Below are 20,735 nucleotides of genomic sequence, written 5' to 3'. Positions count from 1 at the left end.
TTCCATCAGCTTATGATGGACACGACCACCAATCTCGGCGAATATCGGAAGTTGTTCCCCTTCAAGTTCGTCTTTATTGATTTGTTAAAAAACGGACGAACATTTAGGCCGAACACTATATCAACTACAGTCAAACGCACATTTTACCTTGACAGCGCGATTGAAGATTTAAAACAAAATCTCAAGTTTTCTAACACACATAATTAATTATGGTAATAAGGGGAGATATTTTTGTAAAATAGGAAAAACAGAGTGTGGGCTGTTTTGTAGAACGAATTCATCGTCGAGAAACCGGTGCGGTGAACTTGGGTAAAAGCAGACGGGAGGGCGTGTATGCAGTATCCTTTTGCCGGCAAGGTTGCCCTTGTTACGGGTGGGGCGAGCGGGATTGGAAAAGCCATTGCGAAACGCTTTGTTGAGAATGGCGCCTCGGTCGTCATAGCTGATTTATCTGTCGATGCGATGGCCGATACGGAGTGGAAGCGGGCCGGGGCGTCCTCGCAATTTGTCCGTGTCGACGTTCGCCGGGAGGCAGATTTGCTTGACGCTGTCAGGTTTGCTAAGACCACGTTTGGCGGTCTTGATATCCTGGTCAACAGCGCGGGTATTTTTCCCCGAGCGACCATCCAGAACACGACGGCAGAATTGTGGGATAAAATTATGGAAGTCAATCTAAAAGGCGTGTACCATGCGTGTCGAGCTGCCATTCCTGAGATCATTGAACGGGGCGGCGGCGCCATCATCAACATCGGGTCACTGAATGCGTTTGGCGGCACACCAGACTTATTTGCCTACTCCACTTCAAAGGGTGGCATTGTCACCTTAACTGTAAATCTCGCGCGTTCATTGGCGAAGCACAAGATACGGGTTAACTGCGTCCATCCTGGTTGGGTTCTGACTGAGGGTGAAAAGGAGGTGCAGAAACAGGTCGGCAGGCCCAATAATTGGTACGAGACTGAAGGTGAAAAGCTTCCGCTTGGTCGGATTCAGACACCGGAGGACATTGCGCCTTGCGTTTTGTTCTTGGCTTCTGACGACGCGAGCCAAATTACCGGCCAATCGTTAGCGGTAGATGGCGGGCTCGGTTTTCATTATTGATTTAGGAACGGTAGGAACAATATCGATGGCGTACCTTAAATCAATGTCTCTTTAAAAAATTCACTATTTGGAGAGAACGGTCTTGGTAGGCTGAGGCAAGACCGTTCTCGTTCCTCTGAGAATCCATGACTTGGTCCCGAACCACGCGCACCCAAAGGGTGTAACCCTTGTACACCTTGATTGAACTAATCTGCCCTTGTTCAAGATGGAAAGTGATAAAAATCCCCCTTGCGCCTTGCAAGAGGGATTAGATTTCACTTTATTGTCAGCTTCAGCATAGTATTAGCGGTCTTTTGAAATTCGTATGGAACTTGAATTTCTACTGCAGCCCATCCTTGACTGATAACCCATTCAAGAAGTGTATCCATGTGCTCATATCTTTTACATTCCATATCAACCGTTGGGAAAATTCGAATTTCCTCCCGTGTCACCCTAAACAGTTCTTTCATGGTTTGAATATGAAAGTTATAGTCAAGTCTATCTGCGTAAGTGAACAGGAAGTGTGCCGACAACGTTACGTCGAACTGTTTGTTTTGAAATGGCAACTGAGGTAGTATTGAAGGAACATAACGACTTGCCCCAAACTTCTTCATATCTGAAACACATTCCGTAAGTGCTCTAGTTCTAACTCGCTTTAACCCATCAATGTTTTTGAAAAAGTCCCAATTATAATTGTTCGCTGCGTGTTCCATTGACTGCATTGTATGTTCAATGTCCTGAAATCCCTTTAGCTCCAGATCGTCTACTTGATGATAATAGGCGATATCCGTTGCAGTTGCACTGATATTGTACTGATTGGCGTTTGCAGTGAATGAACATGCACCTGCTGGGCAGTCTAAAACATCACGTCCAATCAACTCTTCTTTCGTCAAATTGAACATGAGTAAATATTCATCCCATGTTCTACCAATAAACACAATCCGACTCACTAACGTTGCATAAAACTTCTCTGAGCCTGTCAAGAGAGGGTGAATTGCCGTTCAAAGTTACGGACTGAATACTCGGATTTTTTGTTTCCGTGGCTTATGGTCTAAAAGGTCAATACCCCTATGTCAGGTAGTCCGAATATCCATAATCAGGAATGTTAGATTAGGTCGTAGATAACGGTCTCAAGATGCTCCGTTTCACGCTCTATGTACTGCTGCACCGTTTGCTCAAAGATGTCTTCCACCTTGCATCGTCGTCGTCCCTTGGATGTTCGACCTGGTTTCTTGTACAACGCCTTCACAAACTCAGAAAAGGCTCGGTCCCAATAGAGACGTAGACATTTGTAAACCTCAAGTAGCTTGCCGCTGTGGGACACCTTCGCTTGCAAGAGAATCAACAGGCAGTACGTAATCAGTGCAATGAGCAGTTGGTTATACACGCCATTTTCACTATGACCGTATAGGCGCTTGAGTACCAGGTGCTGCTTGACCCATTTAAAGAACAACTCTATTTGCCAACGCTTTCGGTACACGTCACAGATTTGCTCTGCATCCATCGTCATGTCATTCGTCAGTATCACGACGCGCTTGCCTTCATTGTCCGTGGTTTCAAGCAACCGCAGGGTGTGCTCCATCACGTAATTTGGATAACTCCCCAAGCGTACCAATGCTTCTCTCGTAACCGGTGAATCGGACGGTACCTGTCGCTCTTCAATGACTTCGTGAATGACCGCATTATCTTTGAGCCGAGTGACAAACTTCGTTCCGTTTGCACAGTACGTATCGAACTTACGGTAATCCACATAGCCACGGTCAAAGACGTTCAACGCATTCGGTTCTACGACCACTAACGCATCCATCTGTGTCTTGTCCGCAGGTTTGGCGGGCGTGAGGATCGCCTTATCTGGCGCAACTTGATCGTCTAGAAATACCAGACGCAGGTGCAGTTTCACACCAGCTTTAGTACTGCGAAACTCTGCCCAAGGATACTGTGAAACACACATTGAAATGGTCGATGAGTCCACCAGATTAATCCGTCGCATTTTCTCGTTCGCTCGTTTTGCACCGACCTGGCGAGTGATTTGCTCGACACATTCACGGAACACGAAATCCAGAAAGTATGACGGCGTTTCTCGCAACTTCCTGGACAACTGGGAAGCACTAATAGAGTCTAGCGCCAGTTCTTTCTGGAGGGATTCATTGGCTTCCAACTCCAAACTGATGTCCTTCAGTGACGGGATTTGATTGACCTGGGCGAAGACGACGAGCCGGATGAATGAGATGACACCGAGCTTCTTAACGTACCGCTCCATCTTGAGACGGTTTAATTCCTGCAATATGGTACTGACATTCAGCGGGGTAACATACTCCCGGAACGCCGATTTCGTGGTATCCTTGTCCATGGTGGGTCTCCTTAGAGAGAGTTGGACAGGACTACCTGTACTTCTCATTCTAAGGAGATTTTTTCATGTTGGTGTTGTCTAAATCATGAAACTTCCAAACATTTCATCTATACATTCTGACAACTCGAAGCACTTGACAAACCATAAATTCCTTTATGCAACGCTAGTGAATCCGACTAAGATCTAATCCTTCCATTTTCTCAACCTGACTCATCAAGACTCAGCTCCTCTATACTCAGCTAAAAACAATCAAATATTAGCACAATTCCCATCAGCCTTAACACAAAATCAGCGGATCGTTCCATTACCTTCTTGTGCTTTTCCAACCCTTAACCCAATACTCTGAGTTCTTCTGTGAAACGCGGGTAGGTTTTTCGCAGAATTAGTGAGATTTTCGTCAGTGAACAACTTCCGGTACTTAGTCTGGAATGTGTCCCCGCTCTTACACATTCAAATGGTCACCACAATGAAAAAATAATACAAAATTACGCATATATATACAATGTTGATTGACACCGCTTCTTAACATTCGCCCCCTTTGAATAATCCTTCCGAGATTCATAACCCAATAATCTTATGCGCTTATTGGGTTACACTGATCGTAAAGGCATTTCAAGATGTAAGCCGGAGGATAATATATGTTGACCTTTTTAGTGCAAATGGGGCTGGATTTTTGGTACATGGAAATGGGGTGACTGGAGGCATTCGCGGAAGTACCAGTCTACAATGCTTTATGCGGTCGGCGTGTCTCTGTTATATGAGTTTCTCACGGTTAATTATCCGATATGGGTCTTTAGTGATTTCTGGTTACCAAGCCACACATTAAACTCACTGATTGTCACACTTATCGGGATACCACTCTCAGTCCTTATATTCCTCAGTCGCTTTCCTGAACATTCGATTCGAAAACAGATCATCCATGTTTTATGGTGGGTGCTGTTATACGCTGCGATCGAGCTGTTTTGGGTCATCATTGGACTTTTCCATTACTATCACGGGTGGACATTCTGGTGGTCAGTTTTGTTCGACTGTATCATGTTCCCTATGGTACGGCTTCATTACAAAAGACCGTTATTGGCTTTTGCTATATCGATTCCCATTGTCATTACATTTATGGTCGTCTTCCACGTCCCTATTTTGAAATGACTGTAGTACGAGGAAATGGAACGGACTTATTCAGCTAGACTGCCCATATGCAACACACATTGTATACGGCGCAATCGCATATTCATCCAGTCTTCCACGACTCACGAAGCCAACCGCCTATAGGGTCTAGTACATAAGAACAGAAATCTCGTAGCACTTCCTGTTCTAACCCGAGAGTTTGAATACATTGCTCAAGTTTGTGAGATAGGCTGGCGTCCTTGGAACGTAAGTCCGCAAGCTGATACTTAGGTTTCACAGCCCACCATTGACGCAATACGAATATTGACTCAATGCAAGTTTGAATCACATACATAGCAAGTAATTGCCGTTCGATCTGACCTTCCTTATCACAGTAATCATCCCATAAGCTAGTCAGATGAAATCGAATTTTGCGAATGTCTTCATTAGTCGCTTGGACAGGTCCAGCATTATAAGTTGCCTGTGCCAGTTTTTTGTAGGGCTACCCACTTGTCAGAATTACCCCATACATAACGCCCTTGCGCCAACATAACCATAGGTGTTCCGATGTTGTTTACGTACTTACGTTCGCTGGCAACATTTTCGTACCATGACCACGGGGCAACCATAAGTTCAAAATCCTTACCTTGGAACACGATGTTTTCGCGTTTAAATGTCGGAAAGCTACCCACATAACACAGGTCGATGTCGCTACTTAACGTAGCCTGTCCAGTGGCATGTGAGCCACATAAAATTACCGTTTCAAGGTGCCCATTGCGTTGAGGAACATCGTACTCCAGAAAACCCCTAATCAGATTCTTAATTCGTGGGTCAAGGTCCCCTACCATACTCACACATCCTCGTCTGAGTCTTAGATTTCAAGAACCTGCTTAAAGACAAAGCAACAATATCCTGTAACATTCTAAATCATTGTGGTATAAGTCATATCTCACTCTCCTGCCCACTTGTTTGGTACCCACTTTACAGGTTTGGTGCATTTTTATATCACCTAGTACGAAAGAAAATTGCCTTGAATAAAAGATCAAGGCGATTATTGAAAGTTTGTCTTACTTGGCGCGGGCTAATCAAGATCCGTTATAGGCGGCGTGTATCCCAAGTGCCGTGCCATTGAAACAATTTGACCTTTATGATGAAACTCATGTGTCTCAGTATGCGTCAAGAGAAATAATGGAGTTGCAGTGAATGGTTGATCCATCCATTCCACCTCATTCTCGATATTTTCAGACCAACGTTCGTTAAATTCATCCAAAAACCTCTCCACGATGTCGTCTACTTCCTTAAATCTGTCACGAATCTTGTTAACGTCCGAATGTTCAATTTCATAGTCCGGCGTGTCTCTAAAGTCCGCCCGCCTTTCATTAAATGCAAATGATCCGAGCCAATACCGATAGCAATCAACCACGTGGATATGAGTTCGCACGATGGTTCCGTGTCCAAAGTTAGGGACAATTTCGTATAATTTTTGAAGTGGTATCTCTTCCAAGAATGCTAATAGAATTTCTCTTGTAGAGCGAATATATCCGTACTGTCGCACTAAAATTTCTGACATTTGTATCAATCCTTTCGAAATAAGTTATTAGATATGATTGTGGTCCGGTCTTGGGTGTCCCCCAAAGTATATCACCATGAGTCGTACAGTATTTGACCCATTCTGTTATTCAACTAAACTGCCCTGATCTACAACAACACCAGAATAGTTGAACTGAACATTCACACAATCGCTGATAGACTGTTTCTTCAGTTTTTGCCTTCGTTAGGTCAGTAACGATTGGTATTAGGCAGATAATTCTCTAATGTTTTCAATTCGCCAGCCCGGTTTCCATTCCTTGTTCTATAATTAGTCGTATCGTGAATGCATTGACCTAGAGGCCGAAAACCATGAATACCATGCACAACTCCCGTGACTGTGGATGGTTGTAGCGAGGAGGAGGAATGTACGTGACGAAGAGAATTCTAATCTCCATACCTGACCAAGACTTTGATACGACCGAAGTGAGCATTCCATGGCTAAAATTCATCGAGAGTGGTTTCGAGGTTATTTTTAGCACCGAAACAGGTAAAGTCGGCACAACGGATCCATTGCTCTTGAAAGGTGTATTGTTTGGTAAACTCGGGGCAAAGCCTGAAGCAATTGAGGCGTATGGCAAACTTGAGCAAAATTATCACTTCAATAATCCAATTCCATATTACGATATACAACCAATGGACTACGATTTACTAATGCTTCCCGGTGGCCACGCAAAAGGCATGAAGCAGTATCTTGAAAGCAGAACGCTTCAAGATAAAGTTCTGACATTTATGAATCAGAAACGGCTCGTGGCTGCTATTTGCCACGGTACAATTGTTCTTTCTCGGACAAGAGATCCTAAAACTGAAAAGAGTATTCTCTATGGTCGCAAAGTCACCGCTTTAACGAAAACACTCGAGCGAACGGCTTATTACCTCACATCATGGAAACTGGGTCAATATTACAGGACCTATCCTGAGTATGTTGAGGATGAGGTGAAAAATTCGCTTTGCTCCAGTGGAGATTTTCAACATGGCAAGGCCCCTTGGATTCCATTTTGTTTGACAGATGGAAATTTAATTACCGCTCGATGGCCATTGGATGCGCATCTATTTGCACAAACTTTGGTGGAAAGACTGCAGGCGAATAGTTAGATTTGCAGTTTAAATACATTCCAGTTGAAATACAATTCAGACGAAGACCCGACACTGAATTCTATTTCTCATTTAGAAAGACATCATATGTAGAATAGGCCCGGGCCGACCCACCTCCTTCAGGAGGTAGTTGGACGCCCGAGCCCTTCCCCGAACCGGACTTGCGCCTTTCAACGCATCCGGCTCTCCATTTGAAGTAGTCTTAGGTTGCACATGGTTCGGTCTGACCCGTGACAATTCTGTTTCGCCGCCGCTGTTGTCGCCTATGGCAGGGCAGACATAAGGCTACGAAGTAGTCTGGTATGGATTCCTTATTACCCCACACATCTCCTGCAATTCCGGGCCAATAATCAACGTATACGTTGCGTGCCGTCAGTTTACAAGCACACACCGCGCATCGCTCATTCTGCCGATTCATCACAGATTGCCGGTAATACACCCAATTTTCCGGTAGTCCGTACAATCTCGCTATGTATCTGGCTCGCTGGACTTTCATCGTTGCTCGAAGTTTACGGTTCCCATCAAGCCATTCTCGGTCTTCAGAAACATATGGATTCCTTTGAGAGCATTTATCCGGATACTCTATCTTGTAGAACCCAAACTTATCGAGCATGTGTACATTTCCATCGCTGTCCTTGAACCCAAAGTGTTTCGCTGTGGATTTTCTGTGGTATGGAAGGTTGGCGGCTTCGTTGTAGCGGTGTTGGTTCCGTCTAGCCACAACGCCCGGCGGCTCTCTTGTTCTTTGTTTGAGTCGTTGGAACACTAACCACCACAGATAAGAGTCGAGGGTCAGAAAGGTATCTTTTGAATTCCCTCGTCGGAAGTACTCCGCGAAGCCTCGGATTTTTCGGTTCAACGTGGCGACAACTGCCGGACCTGGGGCCATCCAGAATGCCCGCGAATCTTTGGCCATCATTCGCTTGAATCGCTGAATTGACTTACGGCTCGGTTTAACGAGTACTCGCTCTTGCCCCTGCCGTTTCCATCGTCGGATGTTGAATCCGAGGAAATCAAGACCGGCATCTGCATGAGTTATCAGTGTCTTTTCTGCAGACAGCTGAAGCCGAAGTTTTTCATTTAAGAACTGAGCAACTTCTTCTTTCAGTATCTCGGCGTGTTCTTTGCTCCTGCAGAGAATCACTGCATCGTCTGCGTATCTCACGATGTAGCAGGGAATTTGCGCTTTTCGTCGTTCGCGAGGCGACAGGTATTCGTATTTGTTTGCAATGAATTCGTCCAGTTCATTCAGATACACATTCCCAAGCAACGGGCTCACAATGCCGCCCTGCGGTGTGCCGAGCTCTGTCTCTTCAAATTCTCCCTCGTAGACGAGGCCTGCTTTGAGCATGTTGCGGATGACCCGTATCAGACGGCGGTCGTGAACGTTCCGTCGTAAGATACTTAGCAGGATTTCATGGTCTACGTTGTCGAAGAATCCTTTAATGTCGAGTTCAATCACCCAGCAGTAGCGGTGCCGACCGATGAGAAAGCGAATGCGTTCAATGGCATGGTGGGTGCAACGGTATGGTCGGAACCCATAACTGTGTGGATGCTGTTTGCCTTCGTAAATCGGCTCTAGAATGCTGCGGACAACATCTTGGGCCACGCGATCGACAATGGTTGGAATGCCAAGCGGCCTCTTTTCATGCGGCTTGTGGCTCTTCGGGATGTACACCCTCCGGACTGGACTCGATGCGTACAGTCGGAGTGCTTGTTTCACATCTTCCCGAAGCTTTTGCCAAGCCTCTTGTGTGGCATAATCCCATTTTGTCTTGTGGTCTACGCCGGCTGTTTGTGCACCCGAGTTTCTCAGTACTCTCGCAATGGAGAGATCAATCCAGACATTCCATCTCAGTAAGTGATGCAGTCTTGAGAATGGTCGTTGTGCCAAAGACCTGCGTGCAAGGCGCGCTTGTGTTTCGAATCTCTTTCTCTCCTGTGCGGAGGATTGAGTGATGGTAGAAATCGCAATCACTCCCTTATGGGGGAGCCCTACTTTACTCACGCGCACCTACTTCAAACTGGAACCCTTCGCCATGTAATGGTCATTATCCATCTCGGACTACTACGATTCCTCCGTCCCGTTGCATTCACTTCAACGTAGCTGTCCATCCTGTTTGGGACGAATGTAACGGTTCCCACGTTCGCTATGCGTTGTCTCGCTGCCTTAGGTCGCCACTATACGCGGGGAAGATTCAGGGAGTTGCACCTCTATACTGACCCTGACCACCGGAGAGTCCGGGTCGGGACACCAAGTTCAAGGGTGCCACGCTCATTCCAACCACTCGTATCATCCGACGATTTCGAGTGTTGCAGTTGACCACGCTTCAGACATGGCTTCGCTTTCGCTGACCATAGCAGTTCTTCGAGGCTAGCCCCGCATCTTGGGAGGTCGATTCTCCCTCACGGGTACATTGTTAGATGGGCTTCACACCCTGGGCTTGCTCAAACCCAACGCATGCCATCCTAGCCTTGGCGGGATGAGGTACCCGCCAACCGCACTGTTGCGGCTTCAATACATAGCGCCTCATGGCGCACTGAACTCTTCTGCCCAGTAGTACAGTAACACATGGTCCTCAGTCGCTGTATGTTCATGCGGTTTAAAGCAACAGAGCTTACGGGATTAATGCCCCCGTTTGTGCAATAGCCTCTCGGCATTGGATTTTCGCTGAACCATCAACGGTTCTGTTGTTGAAGGGTTCTTCGTTTGCCCCCATGTTCGTCAGCCCCACTTGACAATTCAAAATTGGAAATTCAACACCACCATGAAAAGAAAATCCGCTGTGCGCCAAATAATACTTGACTTTTTAGAATCACCCCAACAATCGCCGAGAAGGGCTTAACAGCTCTATCTCATCGAAATGGGGGTTGCGTTATGTTACCCTTGGTGCGGTCTCATCAGCAGTATCAGTCGTTCGTTGAGCAACAACTTCGTATTCACTACGGCAATGGCACGCTCCTCTTTGTCGCAAAGGACTGGTCGCTTGTTAAGAAGTTCTGGATTACCGACCTCTCTTGCACGTTTCGCTTACTCGAAGGAGCTTTTCCGTGTCGTGGTCCAAGGTCCATTGACCCTGCCGACTTACTTCGTTCCTATCTACTCATGTTGCAGGTCGGAGAACCATCCATTACAGAGTGGGTCAATCAGTTGCATCGTTGCCCACTGTATGCCATCCTGAGTGGCTTTGAGTACGGGAAAACGCCTGGTGTCGGTACCTTCTACCATTTCTTTAAGCGGCTGTGGTCTCATACCTCCGCGAATCTTTCGCCCAAGCTCAGACTCAATCGAAAGAAAGTCAAAGGTGGCAAAAAGGGAGAAAAGGCACCAACCAAAGCGTATAGCAAAATCGCAAATCTCATGGCTCAGCTACAAAAGCGCTCAGCCACCAAGCCACAGCCATTTGACAGATTGCTTGTGCTCTTTCAACAGCAGTTCCTTACCGTATCTGCCACTCTAGGCTTACTGGGCGACACGAACGCACTGTCAATCGCAGGTGACGGAATGCCGCTTCAAACAGCTACCCAAGTTCGTAACAAGCGACTTTGTAACTGTCGTGAACTCGGTATCGTGCCATGCAGATGCTATCGTATCTATTCTCAACCCGACTGTGACATGGGCTGGGACAGTTATCGAAACAGGTACTTCTTCGGTTATCACCTTTACACGTTTGTTGCTGCGGATAGTCCTTACGACCTGCCACTTTACCCCAGACTTCAACGAGCCTCGCGCCATGATGCGACCTCTTGGGTGGTCAGTGCTCGTGAGTTCGTCGAACGCTTTCGTGAATACACCTGGGACAAAGCCATTTTAGATGCCGCGCACGACGCACTGCCAATCTACCAGTACCTTCTATCACGGAAAGTAAAGCCATTTATCGATTTAAACCTGCGCAGTACGGGGAGCAAGGGGTTCGCAAGGATGACATCACATTTTCCCCTACTGGGGTTCCGTTTTGTAAAAAGGGGCTGGAGATGAAAGATCGTGGCTACGACTACACGCGCGGTCGCCGAAAATACTATTGTCCGCTCGTTGTCAAAGGCGTGGTAACTTGTGATACGCCCTGTTCCGATTCGCCTTACGGAAGATGCGTACACACATATACCAAACACAATCCTCGCTTGTTTCCACCCGTTGCCCGCAACAGCAACGAGTGGAACGATGTCTACAAACGCAGAACCACCTGCGAGCGTAGCAACAAGCGAGCGAAAGAGGATTTTCTCCTCGAAGCTGCCAAGCATCGCAGTACCATGATGTGGACCGTCCGCATCTATGGCATTGCCATGTGCCAACACATGGACGCTTGGTTCCAAGAAAGTACGCTCGACCTGAGTTCGCTACTCTTGTCAGCCTAAGAATACCCCAATCATACCATCTCCAGCGATGACTTTTTGAAAATCGGACCGTCATCGCTCTGTTTGCTATACCTTTTTCAAGGAACACCGCCGCTTCAACCGTTACTCGCAAATTTTCCAGTGGATTCTTGGAAGATATTCCGCTTTCTCTTGCTTTTCTGCTTTCCAATGCCGAGAGGCTATTGCAAGTAGACTTCGTAGCAGATTCCAACAAAATAGCAGGTGCCCAATTTACTTGACACCTGCATTGTAGCGAATCGGTTCTATTTTCTGAGTTGCCATTCTCTCGTACTACCCTACGTAACTCTGTCACGTAAAACGGCCCATTATGAGTTTTGTAGGCGTTTATAGCCCAAACTCCTCTAACTCCGGTATGTCATTTGGGCGCGGTCCAAGTTCCCAATGAAAGAGTCGATTCTCCTGAGTGATGGGCAAATCGTTAATGGATGCATGACGATGTACCATCAATCCGGATTCATTGAATTCCCAATTTTCATTTCCATAAGAGCGAAACCAATTACCCGAATCATCGTGCCACTCGTACGCAAATCGTACGGCGATTCTGTTGTTGTGGAACGCCCATAGACTCTTAATCAAGCGATAGTCCAGTTCCCTATTCCATTTCCTCTTCAGGAACTCAACAATTTCCGATCTGCCGGATACAAATTCAGACCGATTCCGCCACTGACTGTCTATGCTATAAGCCAATGCTACGCGTTCAGGGTCGCGGGTATTCCACGCGTCCTCAGCCATGCGGACCTTTTGCCGGGCTGTTGATTCGTCAAACGGGGGAAACGGCCTGCGAGATTCTCGCTGCATGAACATTACTCTCCTCTCAGTATAAAACGATTCTCCATTAGGCAAAGGATGGTTTAATCTTGCTGTTTCATCTCTTCGCCACCAACTAACCTGTTATTGTTTATATTTACGGTTAGTATCATAAGCGGTTTTATCTAACCTGTCAAAGGTGTACAATGTGGTTAGTTTTATCGGGAGGAAGAAATATGACCGAACGTGAGGAATTTCCCCTTATTTCAGGACATCCATCCATTGATCTCGTAAATACAGAGGTTGTACGACGTGGTGTTCGTCACGATTTGCTTGTTACAGAATCCGATTTAAACCATTGGCTTGTTTCCATGAAAGGAATAGGAAGCCTTGCTGCTATACAAACTACTGGGTATTCTCCGGAAACGTTGCAAGCCGTGAGAAAATTGCGTTGTTTTTTACGAAATGGATTTGAAAAATTGGCGGACAGAAACGCACTGGTGGAGAAATGGAAAGTACATTTAGAGGACTTAATACAAAGAGCGCCTTTGTCGTATAAAATTTTGTCCGAAGGTCTCGTACCCATTCCGGTGGGTGATTCAACAGATGCCATTCTATCCCTTGTTGCATTTGATGCACTTAAATTATTGGCTTCCGAAGAATTACTGACCATTCGCCGCTGTGCGAATCCGGACTGTGTACTGTTGTTTATGGATTCAAGTGGTCGTCGTAAATGGTGCTCGATGAAAATCTGTGGAAACCGAGCAAAAGTGGCCCGTCATGAAGAGAAACGTGCAAAACGACCGACTGTAGGGGAGTGACCTATGTCCGCTGGTTTGCGTACAGGAATCGCATCCTTCAAGGGGGGTTATTCAGTTAACCTGACCAAATGAGCAATAAGAGTAAAATTCTCCGATCGTATATCCATGCAATAGCTGATGCAACGGGCTTATTCAGTTCTAGTCCCATTAGTTCAAAATCTTCACACCCTATTTTAGCTCATAATGTAACTCAGCCATTTGCTTGTATTGTTTCACATCGATAAGTCGCAATTGATTTTCTTGATCACCTGGAAGGAACAGTGGAATCCCACGGCCGATAATGGATGGAGCAATCTGAATGATAAATTCATCTACAAGTTTTTCTTGAAGAAGCGGGTACAAGACTTCTCCTCCACCAACAATCCAAATCCGCTTCCCAGTGTGCTCTTTCAGTGACTTCGTGAACCTTATAATATCTTCGTTGATAAATTCTACATAGTCCGTAGTTCCAGTTGTTGAACGAGAAAATACATAACACTCTTTGCCTTTATACGGGAATTCATCGGGCATGTGAATCAAAATTTCGTCGTAGGTTTTTTTGCCCATTAAAATGATATCTACAGTAGCGTAGAAATCTGAGTAACCAATATCCTCTTCGCCTTCTGTTCCTAACAGCCAATCCAAAGAATGATTCTCTCGTGCAATGTATCCATCTACACTTATAGCTCCATAGAAGACTAATTTCGTTTTATCACCCACAATTTATACCTCTGTATCTGATTCATTCGAATATAATCGCTATTGCACACTTATGCCCCATAGTTGATCAATGACGGTATTTCCAACCATGCATTTTTATGCAAATCATTCGCGCACCGCTTCGATATAACTCGTTAGCGACATTACATCGGGCGAGTAAATATTCTAACAAAAATGACTACAAGGGCTTGTTTCATGTTCGTTCTCCGAAACGGAATAAATTATTATGGATACCACCGTTTCTGAAGTTGTCACCATTTCTAACGAAATATAGACCCGAGGACCACCTCAACTGTAGCAACGGCAAATGAAACAAACGCATCTACAGTCTGAATTCCCGTTTTCAATACGGTTTCTTTGAGGAGAACTACATTGTGATACTTCTGTATTAATTCTTCTTTTTTGGCGATTGCCTCTTCCTTCGACTTATAGGTATGGCTCTCGATACATTCCCTCTTCACATATACCTTCAGCGTCCACATAAAGCACAAACCTTTCCGAAGGAATTTTTATACATAGTTTATTGTGCTTTAATAACACGTTTTTATTGGAATCATCTGTCGCTAAGCTGCCCAGTGCAATAGCACCTGGTCCTCAGTCGCTGTATGTTCATGCGGTTTGCAGCAACAGTGCTTATGGGACTTATGCCCCCGTTTGTCCAATAGCCTCTCGGTATTGGATTGTCGCTGAACCCTCAACGGTTCTGTGCCTGGAGGATCTTCGTTTGCCCCCATGTTCGTCAGTTCCACTTGACAATTCAAAATTGGAAATTCAACACCACCATGAAAAGAAAATACGCTGTGCGCCAAATAATACTTGACTTTTTAGAATCACCCCAACAATCGCCGAGAAGGGCTTAACCGCTCTATCTCATCGGAATTGGGGTTGCTTTATGTTACCCATGGTGCGGTCTCATCAGCAGTATCAGTCGTTCGTTGAGCAACAACTTCGTATTCACTACGGGAATGGGTCGCTTCTCTTTGTCGCAAAGGACTGGTCGCTTGTTAAGAAGTTCTGGATTACCGACCTCTCTTGCACGTTTCGCTTACTCGAAGGAGCTTTTTCGTGTCGTGGTCCAAGGTCCATTGACCCTGCCGACTTACTTCGTTCCTATCTACTCATGTTGCAGGTCGAGAACCATCGATTACAGAGTGGGTCAATCAGTTGCATCGTTGCCCACTGTATGCCATCCTGAGTGGCTTTGAGTACGGGAAAACGCCTGGTGTCGGTACCTTCTACCATTTCTTTAAGCGGCTGTGGTCTCATACCTCCGCGAATCTTTCGCCCAAGCTCAGACTCAATCGAAAGAAAGTCAAAGGTGGCAAAAAGGGAGAAAAGGCACCAACCAAAGCGTATAGCAAAATCGCAAATCTCATGGCTCAGCTACAAAAGCGCTCAGCCACCAAGCCACAGCCATTTGACAGATTGCTTGTGCTCTTTCAACAGCAGTTCCTTACCGTATCTGCCACTCTAGGCTTACTGGGCGACACGAACGCACTGTCAATCGCAGGTGATGGAATGCCGCTTCAAACAGCTACCCAAGTTCGTAGCCGACGACTTTGCAACTGTCGTGAACTCGGTATCAAGCCATGCAGATGCTATCGTATCTATTCCCAACCCGACTGTGATATGGGCTGGGACAGTTATCGAAACAGGTACTTCTTCGGTTATCACCTTTACACGTTTGTTGCTGCGGATAGTCCTTACGACCTGCCACTTTACCCCAGACTTCAACGAGCTTCGCGCCATGATGCGACCTCTTGGGTAGTCAGTGCGCGTGAGTTCGTCGAACGCTTTCGTGAATATACCTGGGACAAAGCCATTTTAGATGCCGCGCACGACGCACTGTCAATCTACCAGTACCTTCTATCACGGAAAGTAAAGCCATTTATCGATTTAAACCTGCGCAGTACGGGGAGCAAGGGGTTCGCAAGGATGACATCACATTTTCCCCTACTGGGGTTCCGTTTTGTAAAAAGGGGCTGGAGATGAAAGATCGTGGCTACGACTACACACGCGGTCGCCGAAAGTACTATTGTCCACTCGTCGTCAAAGGTGTGGTGACTTGTGATACGCCCTGTTCTGATTCACCTTACGGAAGATGCGTACACACATATACCAAACACAATCCTCGCTTGTTCCCACCCGTCGTCCGCAACAGCAACGAGTGGAACGATGTCTACAAACGCAGAACCACCTGCGAGCGTAGCAACAAGCGAGCAAAGGAAGATTTTCTCCTCGAAGCTGCCAAGCATCGCAGCACCATGATGTGGACCGTCCGCATCTATGGCATTGCCATGTGCCAACACATGGACGCTTGGTACCAAGAGAGTAATCTAGACCTATCGTCGATACTCTTGTCAGCCTGAAAATACCCCAATCATACCATCTCCAGCGATGACTTTTTGAAAATCGGATCGTCATCGCTCTGTTTGTTATACCCTTTTTCAAGGAACACGGTGGTTTAAACCATTGCTCGCAGATTTTCCAGTGGATTCTTGGAAGGCATTCCGATATATCTTACTGTTCTGCGCTCCAATGCCGAGAGGCTATTCCAATATGATGCCTTCTAACATTTGTACTATAGATCTTAATATGATGCCTTCTAACATTTGTACTATAGATCTTAATTTGAAAGCCACCGAGCAATGACGCCCATGGAAAAATGGAACTGGCAGAACATGCCGTTCCGACGGGATAGCGATGGAGAATATTCAAATGATTTACACCGCCAGCCGTGGTATTCCTCGTTTTGTAAACCAATTCTGCACACAGGCACTCTATGACGCGGCGGCACGGGACAGCGAAGCGATTGAGGAAGGGCACATCCAGCGGGTACTCAATGACCAGGAATGGCAACGCGGGGCTGTTGGCTGATTGATTCACGGCTGAAATGACTGACGGATGAACGCTCATACTGCTGGCAGATTGGCACTACAGCCGCTCCGCCAATAACGGTGACCGAGCCACCGACAAACAGCGTGAGCGGCTACAAAATGGCTGGATTCCTCCAATGCGCTCTCGCTTACTTTAATATTCTCCTTTAATTACAAAAAATGAGCCCCGAATTGTTCCAGCTAGTTTAGACTTCTGCCTAGCAAACTTAAACTTCCCTTCTAATTCCTTTGGTACCTCCATCCCCTCAGAAAGCTTAAAACCAACGGCCCGCTTCTTAGGGTCATCAACCGTATACATGACGTTGACCTCAAGACCATCCTCATAAAAGACGTAGGCCCATTTGATATTTTCCACTTGAAAACGCGACGTTTCTAAAGGTTTGGCCGCAAACTCAATATCACGTTCTTCTTTCAAAATTCGGTTTACATAATCAAGTGTCTCCCGGCTTTCGCCAGCTGGTACAACCGTAAATTCATGCTTGTATTTGTTCATAAAGTAACGGGCTTCATTAGCACGTAAACCAGCAAGCGCTTCTGCTAAAGGTGAAGACTCTAAACCAACCGTAGACACATTTTTAAAATCAACGATATAGGACATTTCCACGGCTCCTTTTATCTCTTTATTTCCTAATAACAGGAATCCACATTTCTTGCTGCCGCTGCTTCCTGAAGGCATTTATATGCTTCTACAACGGCCCGATCCCGTCGCGCTATTTCCTTTTCAAGTTCTATATCCGCTTGCTCCAGCTGCTTTAAATGCTCATGCACTCGTATGGCACAAGCCTCGTTCATTTGCAAAGAACGTACATGACATGTACGAATAGAATGTTATGCCTATATGCTTAGAACGCAAATCGAACCCCGAGTTTTTAGTCCGCCAACACTTTTTCGAGCTGGTTAGCCATGCTCTGCCAACCATACAGTGCCCCACTGAATGCTTGCTCTTCCTTGAATCCAGTTTGATCGAGATGCACATGGGTGGTTCCTTCGGCGTCTTGTTTCAAAGTCCATGTCACTGTCGTGTTTTCCACGCCACTTACCCATGTGTACGATAACCGATGAGGCTCGCCCACTTCGAGGACCTCGCAATTTACAATCCCATCCCACCATTGGTTCGGTTCGGTACGAAACTGAAATTTATGTCCCACGATCGGTTTGAAATCATTTTGCGGGAAAAGCATCCATTTCGCCAGAGTATTCGAGTCTGTTAAGGCGACCCATACTTTATCGATTGCACTCTTAAATTGAAAATCCAGTGACACGTCTTTTCCCATGTTTTGTTCCTCCTTTAACAAGCGATTTAAGGCAACCATTTTATTTGTCCAGAATTGTTGATAATAGGATACCCAATCTTGAATTTCTCGCAGTGGAATAGGATTGAGCCTATAACGTGTCTCCCGTCCTACTTTTCGATCCAAGACCAGATGGGCATCCTTCAGGACCGACAAGTGTTTGGAAACTGCCGTACGCCCCATTTGAAATTGAGCCGTCAACTCGTGCAGAGGCAATTCTTTTGCATCTGCCAACAGACGAATTAGTTTTCGTCGGGTTGGATCGGCTACCGCAGAATAAACGTCTCGTGTTTCACTTGTATCAGGCAAAACCACCCTCCCCCTTTAATATGACACCAATTGGTTTCCGATTCATTATAGGACACCAATCTGTGTCGTGTCAAACTCGCCCGACCTACTAGACGATCTGAGGGCTTCTGTCGCTAACCTGCCCAGTAGTGCAGTAACACCCGACCATCAGTCGATGTATGTTCATGCGGTTTGAAGCAACAGTGCTTATGGGATTTATGCCTCCTTTAGCTCAATAAGAATCTCTATAAATTGAACCTATCCTTAATCATTTGAGCAACTTCCTGAGCACTTAGATTCGTATTGTTTATTCTTAAATACTCAACTTTCGCAGAGTGAAATGTGTAGCTAGCCCTTGTGCGTAAAGACTTGAACGGATTAGAATATTAACGTTGACAAATCAAAAGCACCACTTCCTTTGGTATAGTAAATGCGACCAAACACTACCATACCGGAAGAGGTGCTCTCCTATATGATAGGTTATGAGACGGAAAACAACAATCAATTGCCTGTCGAAATTCGTCCTGCCTTTCAAGAACTAAAGGTCCTTAAGCATCTGCGTAATGCTGGCATCACCAAGAGGTTTGGGGTTGCGTGTTCCTACCTATTCCAGCTTGTGTTTGTGCTCATCTTCCATCATCGAAACTGGTTTCAATTTCTTGATAGCGCAAAGTCAGAATCATATCCTGGCAAGGATGCTGTGTACCGTTTTCTCAATCATGCCGGATTTGCATGGCGACGCTTTCTCCTATTGCTCAGTGTGGAGGCCGTGAACAAAACCAGTTCGTTAACATCTGACAAGCGTGTCAGCGTATTCGTTGTCGATGACTCCATGTATGAGCGGAACAGGAGTAAGTGCGTGGAACTCTTGGCTCGATTCAAAGACCATGCACGGAATTGCTACTACAAGGGATTTCGCATGTTGACGTTAGGCTGGTCTGACGGTCATACATTCGTCCCAGTGGACTTTTCTCTCCTCAGTTCCGTCAAGTCGCAGATTCAAGGCTTGGGTCAATCGATTGATAAACGCACTCACGGATACAAACGCAGAATGGAATCACTTCTCCCGGCCCCAGATATCATCCCTGCCATGATTGACCGTGCTCTGTCTGCTGGAATGAATGCCTCGTACGTATTGATGGACAGTTGGTTCACGCACGCTCCGTTGATTCAAGCCGTGCTGGATAGGGGACTGGACGTCATCGAAATGGTCAAGGCGGACAACAAACGATATTTACTCGACGGACGGTGCCTGTCCTTGCAAGAGCTGTACTACGCTGCTACGCCCGTTCAAAGTACGAAGAAAGGAATCTTAAGGTCCATACATACTCAACTGCGCCCAGGCATCCCGATCAAAATGGTGTTCGTTCGTCACCGAACCAACAAGAAGGAATGGCTGGCTATCCTGTCTACAGATACGACGCTGACGGTCGAGAAAATCGTACAGATTTACGGCATTCGATGGGACATTGAAGTGTTCTTCAAATGCACAAAATCATTACTGCGTCTGCAGAAAGAGTTTCAAGGACGTTCCTATGACATGCTCATCAGCCACACGACGATTGTCTTTTCACGGTATATTCTGTTAGCTTGGCAGCACCGCCAGAGCACGGACGACCGTGCATTGGGGAATCTATTTCTAATGCTCTGCGACGAAGTGAGCGAACTGGACTGGGCCATCGCATTGAGCCAATTGGTTGAACTTGTAAATGATGTTTCCAAGAAGGCAGGCAAACGACTCTCGAAACTGATTCGCAGTCAACTACAGCGGTGGATCGACGGTTTACCCAGCTATATCAAGGCATATCTCCCTGTTTTGGCCTGCGAAAGTTGAGTTAAATAGTTTTTTCTGGTGATTTCTCCATCGTACGAGTTCAATCTATACTGTTCCAGCGTCTCTTTGAGGTGAGCTTCAGACCATTCGATATTTCTCTTTGTTGGCTTATGTTCCAGGCGATGAGGAGTCTTGTTACGCTCAAGTCGTTCTTGTAAGTCCGCTTCAAGTTCCACAAAATAAATTTCAGAACCTTCGGCTTCGAAAATCTTACAAACATTTTCTACCCAATCCCAGTCGCTTTGTAAGTCAAATGCCCATACATAGGTAAAAATTAACCCATCCACATTGCTTTTAGCGGCTGCCTCAAATATCTGCCGTCGGAATACCCCCGACAATCTCCATGTTTCTTCTGCATCTCCGAAAATCGCAAACAGCGGTTCAATCGTCATATGGTTGTGGAATAACTTCAATTGCGTTATCTTTTCGAGTTCATGTCCAACTGTCATTTTACCGACAGCTTGTGGACCGAATATCAAAACAAATTTCTTCACACTTCCACCCCCGATGATTCCAGTGATTTATATAAATATTACGAAATATGCTAATACACTCATACTGTTCTAT

22 protein-coding genes and 1 pseudogene are annotated in these 20,735 nt (G+C 45.9%); 11 read left to right on the top strand and 12 right to left on the bottom strand.

Annotation, left to right across the window (positions count from 1 at the left end):
- Positions 1 to 333: 333 nt before the first annotated feature.
- Positions 334 to 1,098, top strand: coding sequence for an SDR family NAD(P)-dependent oxidoreductase (locus tag NZD89_RS12490; protein WP_268008017.1), 765 nt, complete (start codon positions 334 to 336; stop codon positions 1,096 to 1,098).
- Between the two features lie 254 nt (positions 1,099 to 1,352).
- On the opposite strand, the gene NZD89_RS12485 is transcribed toward NZD89_RS12490, so the two are convergent.
- Positions 1,353 to 1,979: an SAM-dependent methyltransferase gene (locus tag NZD89_RS12485; RefSeq protein ID WP_268008481.1), complete on the bottom strand. Its 627-nt coding sequence runs from the start codon at positions 1,977 to 1,979 to the stop codon at positions 1,353 to 1,355.
- A 203-nt stretch (positions 1,980 to 2,182) separates the two neighbouring features.
- Entirely contained in the window at positions 2,183 to 3,427 is a 1,245-nt protein-coding gene (locus NZD89_RS12480) for an IS4 family transposase (RefSeq protein ID WP_268003651.1), read from the bottom strand.
- A 669-nt stretch (positions 3,428 to 4,096) separates the two neighbouring features.
- On the opposite strand from NZD89_RS12480, the gene NZD89_RS29595 reads away from it, so the two are divergent.
- A complete protein-coding gene (locus NZD89_RS29595) occupies positions 4,097 to 4,573 on the top strand; it encodes a CBO0543 family protein (protein ID WP_369125267.1) in 477 nt (158 codons plus the stop codon).
- A 428-nt stretch (positions 4,574 to 5,001) separates the two neighbouring features.
- Here NZD89_RS29595 and NZD89_RS12475 read toward each other — a convergent pair whose 3' ends face one another.
- A complete protein-coding gene (locus NZD89_RS12475) occupies positions 5,002 to 5,379 on the bottom strand; it encodes a nucleotidyltransferase domain-containing protein (RefSeq protein WP_268008016.1) in 378 nt (125 codons plus the stop codon).
- 233 nt (positions 5,380 to 5,612) lie between these two features.
- Positions 5,613 to 6,101, bottom strand: coding sequence for a DinB family protein (locus tag NZD89_RS12470; RefSeq protein WP_268008015.1), 489 nt, complete (start codon positions 6,099 to 6,101; stop codon positions 5,613 to 5,615).
- Between the two features lie 389 nt (positions 6,102 to 6,490).
- Here NZD89_RS12470 and NZD89_RS12465 point away from each other — a divergent pair, with 389 nt between their 5' ends.
- On the top strand, positions 6,491 to 7,213 hold the full coding sequence (locus NZD89_RS12465) for a type 1 glutamine amidotransferase domain-containing protein (RefSeq protein ID WP_268008014.1): 723 nt from the start codon (positions 6,491 to 6,493) through the stop codon (positions 7,211 to 7,213).
- A gap of 202 nt (positions 7,214 to 7,415) precedes the next feature.
- On the opposite strand, the gene ltrA is transcribed toward NZD89_RS12465, so the two are convergent.
- Positions 7,416 to 9,221, bottom strand: coding sequence for a group II intron reverse transcriptase/maturase (gene ltrA, locus NZD89_RS12460; RefSeq protein WP_268005262.1), 1,806 nt, complete (start codon positions 9,219 to 9,221; stop codon positions 7,416 to 7,418).
- Positions 9,222 to 10,091: 870 nt separating this feature from the next.
- Between ltrA and NZD89_RS12455 the strand changes: the two genes are divergently transcribed.
- Together NZD89_RS12455 and NZD89_RS12450 are read left to right on the top strand one after the other, a co-directional pair.
- The gene (locus NZD89_RS12455; protein WP_268008013.1) at positions 10,092 to 11,192 is read left to right on the top strand and encodes a hypothetical protein; all 1,101 of its coding nucleotides are present in this window, start codon (positions 10,092 to 10,094) and stop codon (positions 11,190 to 11,192) included.
- Complete coding sequence (locus NZD89_RS12450) at positions 11,189 to 11,569, top strand: hypothetical protein (protein ID WP_268008012.1); 381 nt, start codon at positions 11,189 to 11,191, stop codon at positions 11,567 to 11,569. Before NZD89_RS12455 ends, NZD89_RS12450 begins: the two co-directional genes overlap by 4 nt.
- A 345-nt stretch (positions 11,570 to 11,914) precedes the next feature.
- On the opposite strand, the gene NZD89_RS12445 is transcribed toward NZD89_RS12450, so the two are convergent.
- Positions 11,915 to 12,388 carry a nuclear transport factor 2 family protein gene (locus NZD89_RS12445; protein WP_268008011.1) on the bottom strand — a complete coding sequence of 158 codons (474 nt, stop codon included), beginning with the start codon at positions 12,386 to 12,388 and terminating at the stop codon, positions 11,915 to 11,917.
- A 185-nt stretch (positions 12,389 to 12,573) separates the two neighbouring features.
- Between NZD89_RS12445 and NZD89_RS12440 the strand changes: the two genes are divergently transcribed.
- The gene (locus NZD89_RS12440; protein ID WP_268008010.1) at positions 12,574 to 13,158 is read left to right on the top strand and encodes a CGNR zinc finger domain-containing protein; all 585 of its coding nucleotides are present in this window, start codon (positions 12,574 to 12,576) and stop codon (positions 13,156 to 13,158) included.
- Positions 13,159 to 13,326: 168 nt separating this feature from the next.
- Here NZD89_RS12440 and NZD89_RS12435 read toward each other — a convergent pair whose 3' ends face one another.
- Together NZD89_RS12435 and NZD89_RS12430 are read right to left on the bottom strand one after the other, a co-directional pair.
- Complete coding sequence (locus tag NZD89_RS12435) at positions 13,327 to 13,857, bottom strand: dihydrofolate reductase family protein (protein ID WP_268008009.1); 531 nt, start codon at positions 13,855 to 13,857, stop codon at positions 13,327 to 13,329.
- A 260-nt stretch (positions 13,858 to 14,117) separates the two neighbouring features.
- Positions 14,118 to 14,339, bottom strand: a complete 222-nt coding sequence (locus tag NZD89_RS12430) for a hypothetical protein (protein WP_268008008.1) — start codon at positions 14,337 to 14,339, stop codon at positions 14,118 to 14,120.
- Positions 14,340 to 14,749: 410 nt separating this feature from the next.
- Between NZD89_RS12430 and NZD89_RS12425 the strand changes: the two genes are divergently transcribed.
- The 4 genes from NZD89_RS12425 (at position 14,750) to NZD89_RS12410 (ending at position 16,734) form a co-directional block, all read left to right on the top strand.
- Positions 14,750 to 15,052, top strand: a complete 303-nt coding sequence (locus tag NZD89_RS12425) for a hypothetical protein (protein WP_268008007.1) — start codon at positions 14,750 to 14,752, stop codon at positions 15,050 to 15,052.
- The gene (locus NZD89_RS12420) at positions 15,022 to 15,849 is read left to right on the top strand and encodes a hypothetical protein (protein WP_268008006.1); all 828 of its coding nucleotides are present in this window, start codon (positions 15,022 to 15,024) and stop codon (positions 15,847 to 15,849) included. The genes NZD89_RS12425 and NZD89_RS12420 overlap by 31 nt, the downstream gene beginning before the upstream one ends.
- Positions 15,846 to 16,226, top strand: a complete 381-nt coding sequence (locus NZD89_RS12415) for a hypothetical protein (protein WP_268008005.1) — start codon at positions 15,846 to 15,848, stop codon at positions 16,224 to 16,226. Before NZD89_RS12420 ends, NZD89_RS12415 begins: the two co-directional genes overlap by 4 nt.
- A gap of 334 nt (positions 16,227 to 16,560) precedes the next feature.
- On the top strand, positions 16,561 to 16,734 hold the full coding sequence (locus tag NZD89_RS12410) for a hypothetical protein (RefSeq protein WP_268008004.1): 174 nt from the start codon (positions 16,561 to 16,563) through the stop codon (positions 16,732 to 16,734).
- Between the two features lie 153 nt (positions 16,735 to 16,887).
- On the opposite strand, the gene NZD89_RS12405 is transcribed toward NZD89_RS12410, so the two are convergent.
- The 3 genes and pseudogenes from NZD89_RS12405 to NZD89_RS12395 form a co-directional block, all read right to left on the bottom strand.
- On the bottom strand, positions 16,888 to 17,352 hold the full coding sequence (locus NZD89_RS12405; RefSeq protein WP_268008480.1) for a DUF8821 family protein: 465 nt from the start codon (positions 17,350 to 17,352) through the stop codon (positions 16,888 to 16,890).
- A gap of 271 nt (positions 17,353 to 17,623) precedes the next feature.
- Positions 17,624 to 18,028 carry an SRPBCC family protein gene (locus tag NZD89_RS12400; RefSeq protein ID WP_268008479.1) on the bottom strand — a complete coding sequence of 135 codons (405 nt, stop codon included), beginning with the start codon at positions 18,026 to 18,028 and terminating at the stop codon, positions 17,624 to 17,626.
- 93 nt (positions 18,029 to 18,121) lie between these two features.
- A pseudogene (locus tag NZD89_RS12395) lies at positions 18,122 to 18,361 on the bottom strand (ArsR/SmtB family transcription factor); the annotation flags it as partial.
- Between the two features lie 445 nt (positions 18,362 to 18,806).
- On the opposite strand from NZD89_RS12395, the gene NZD89_RS12390 reads away from it, so the two are divergent.
- On the top strand, positions 18,807 to 20,168 hold the full coding sequence (locus NZD89_RS12390) for an IS4 family transposase (protein WP_268008003.1): 1,362 nt from the start codon (positions 18,807 to 18,809) through the stop codon (positions 20,166 to 20,168).
- Here NZD89_RS12390 and NZD89_RS12385 read toward each other — a convergent pair.
- Positions 20,126 to 20,617: a shikimate kinase gene (locus NZD89_RS12385; protein ID WP_431308713.1), complete on the bottom strand. Its 492-nt coding sequence runs from the start codon at positions 20,615 to 20,617 to the stop codon at positions 20,126 to 20,128. The two genes, NZD89_RS12390 and NZD89_RS12385, sit on opposite strands and share 43 nt — an antisense overlap.
- Positions 20,618 to 20,735 lie beyond the last annotated feature (118 nt).

The organism is Alicyclobacillus fastidiosus (genome assembly GCF_026651875.1).
In the GTDB taxonomy this organism is placed as follows: domain Bacteria; phylum Bacillota; class Bacilli; order Alicyclobacillales; family Alicyclobacillaceae; genus Alicyclobacillus; species Alicyclobacillus fastidiosus.
Note: the sequence above shows the minus strand (reverse complement) of the source record. Positions and strands in the feature narration are given on the sequence as shown.

Bases quoted from the DNA above. Each gene is read 5' to 3' on its own strand.
- NZD89_RS12480 (WP_268003651.1), bottom strand. From the start codon at position 3,427: ATGGACAAGGATACCACGAAATCGGCGTTCCGGGAGTATGTTACCCCG.
- NZD89_RS12385 (WP_431308713.1), bottom strand. From the start codon at position 20,617: ATGACAGTTGGACATGAACTCGAAAAGATAACGCAATTGAAGTTATTC.
- NZD89_RS12475 (WP_268008016.1), bottom strand. From the start codon at position 5,379: ATGGTAGGGGACCTTGACCCACGAATTAAGAATCTGATTAGGGGTTTT.
- NZD89_RS12490 (WP_268008017.1), top strand. From the start codon at position 334: ATGCAGTATCCTTTTGCCGGCAAGGTTGCCCTTGTTACGGGTGGGGCG.
- NZD89_RS12450 (WP_268008012.1), top strand. From the start codon at position 11,189: ATGAAAGATCGTGGCTACGACTACACGCGCGGTCGCCGAAAATACTAT.
- NZD89_RS12445 (WP_268008011.1), bottom strand. From the start codon at position 12,388: ATGCAGCGAGAATCTCGCAGGCCGTTTCCCCCGTTTGACGAATCAACA.
- NZD89_RS12410 (WP_268008004.1), top strand. From the start codon at position 16,561: ATGGAGAATATTCAAATGATTTACACCGCCAGCCGTGGTATTCCTCGT.
- NZD89_RS12405 (WP_268008480.1), bottom strand. From the start codon at position 17,352: ATGTCCTATATCGTTGATTTTAAAAATGTGTCTACGGTTGGTTTAGAG.
- NZD89_RS12400 (WP_268008479.1), bottom strand. From the start codon at position 18,028: ATGGGAAAAGACGTGTCACTGGATTTTCAATTTAAGAGTGCAATCGAT.
- NZD89_RS12415 (WP_268008005.1), top strand. From the start codon at position 15,846: ATGAAAGATCGTGGCTACGACTACACACGCGGTCGCCGAAAGTACTAT.
- NZD89_RS12470 (WP_268008015.1), bottom strand. From the start codon at position 6,101: ATGTCAGAAATTTTAGTGCGACAGTACGGATATATTCGCTCTACAAGA.
- NZD89_RS12390 (WP_268008003.1), top strand. From the start codon at position 18,807: ATGATAGGTTATGAGACGGAAAACAACAATCAATTGCCTGTCGAAATT.
- NZD89_RS12430 (WP_268008008.1), bottom strand. From the start codon at position 14,339: ATGTGGACGCTGAAGGTATATGTGAAGAGGGAATGTATCGAGAGCCAT.
- NZD89_RS12455 (WP_268008013.1), top strand. From the start codon at position 10,092: ATGTTACCCTTGGTGCGGTCTCATCAGCAGTATCAGTCGTTCGTTGAG.
- NZD89_RS12440 (WP_268008010.1), top strand. From the start codon at position 12,574: ATGACCGAACGTGAGGAATTTCCCCTTATTTCAGGACATCCATCCATT.
- NZD89_RS12485 (WP_268008481.1), bottom strand. From the start codon at position 1,979: ATGTTCAATTTGACGAAAGAAGAGTTGATTGGACGTGATGTTTTAGAC.
- NZD89_RS12425 (WP_268008007.1), top strand. From the start codon at position 14,750: ATGTTACCCATGGTGCGGTCTCATCAGCAGTATCAGTCGTTCGTTGAG.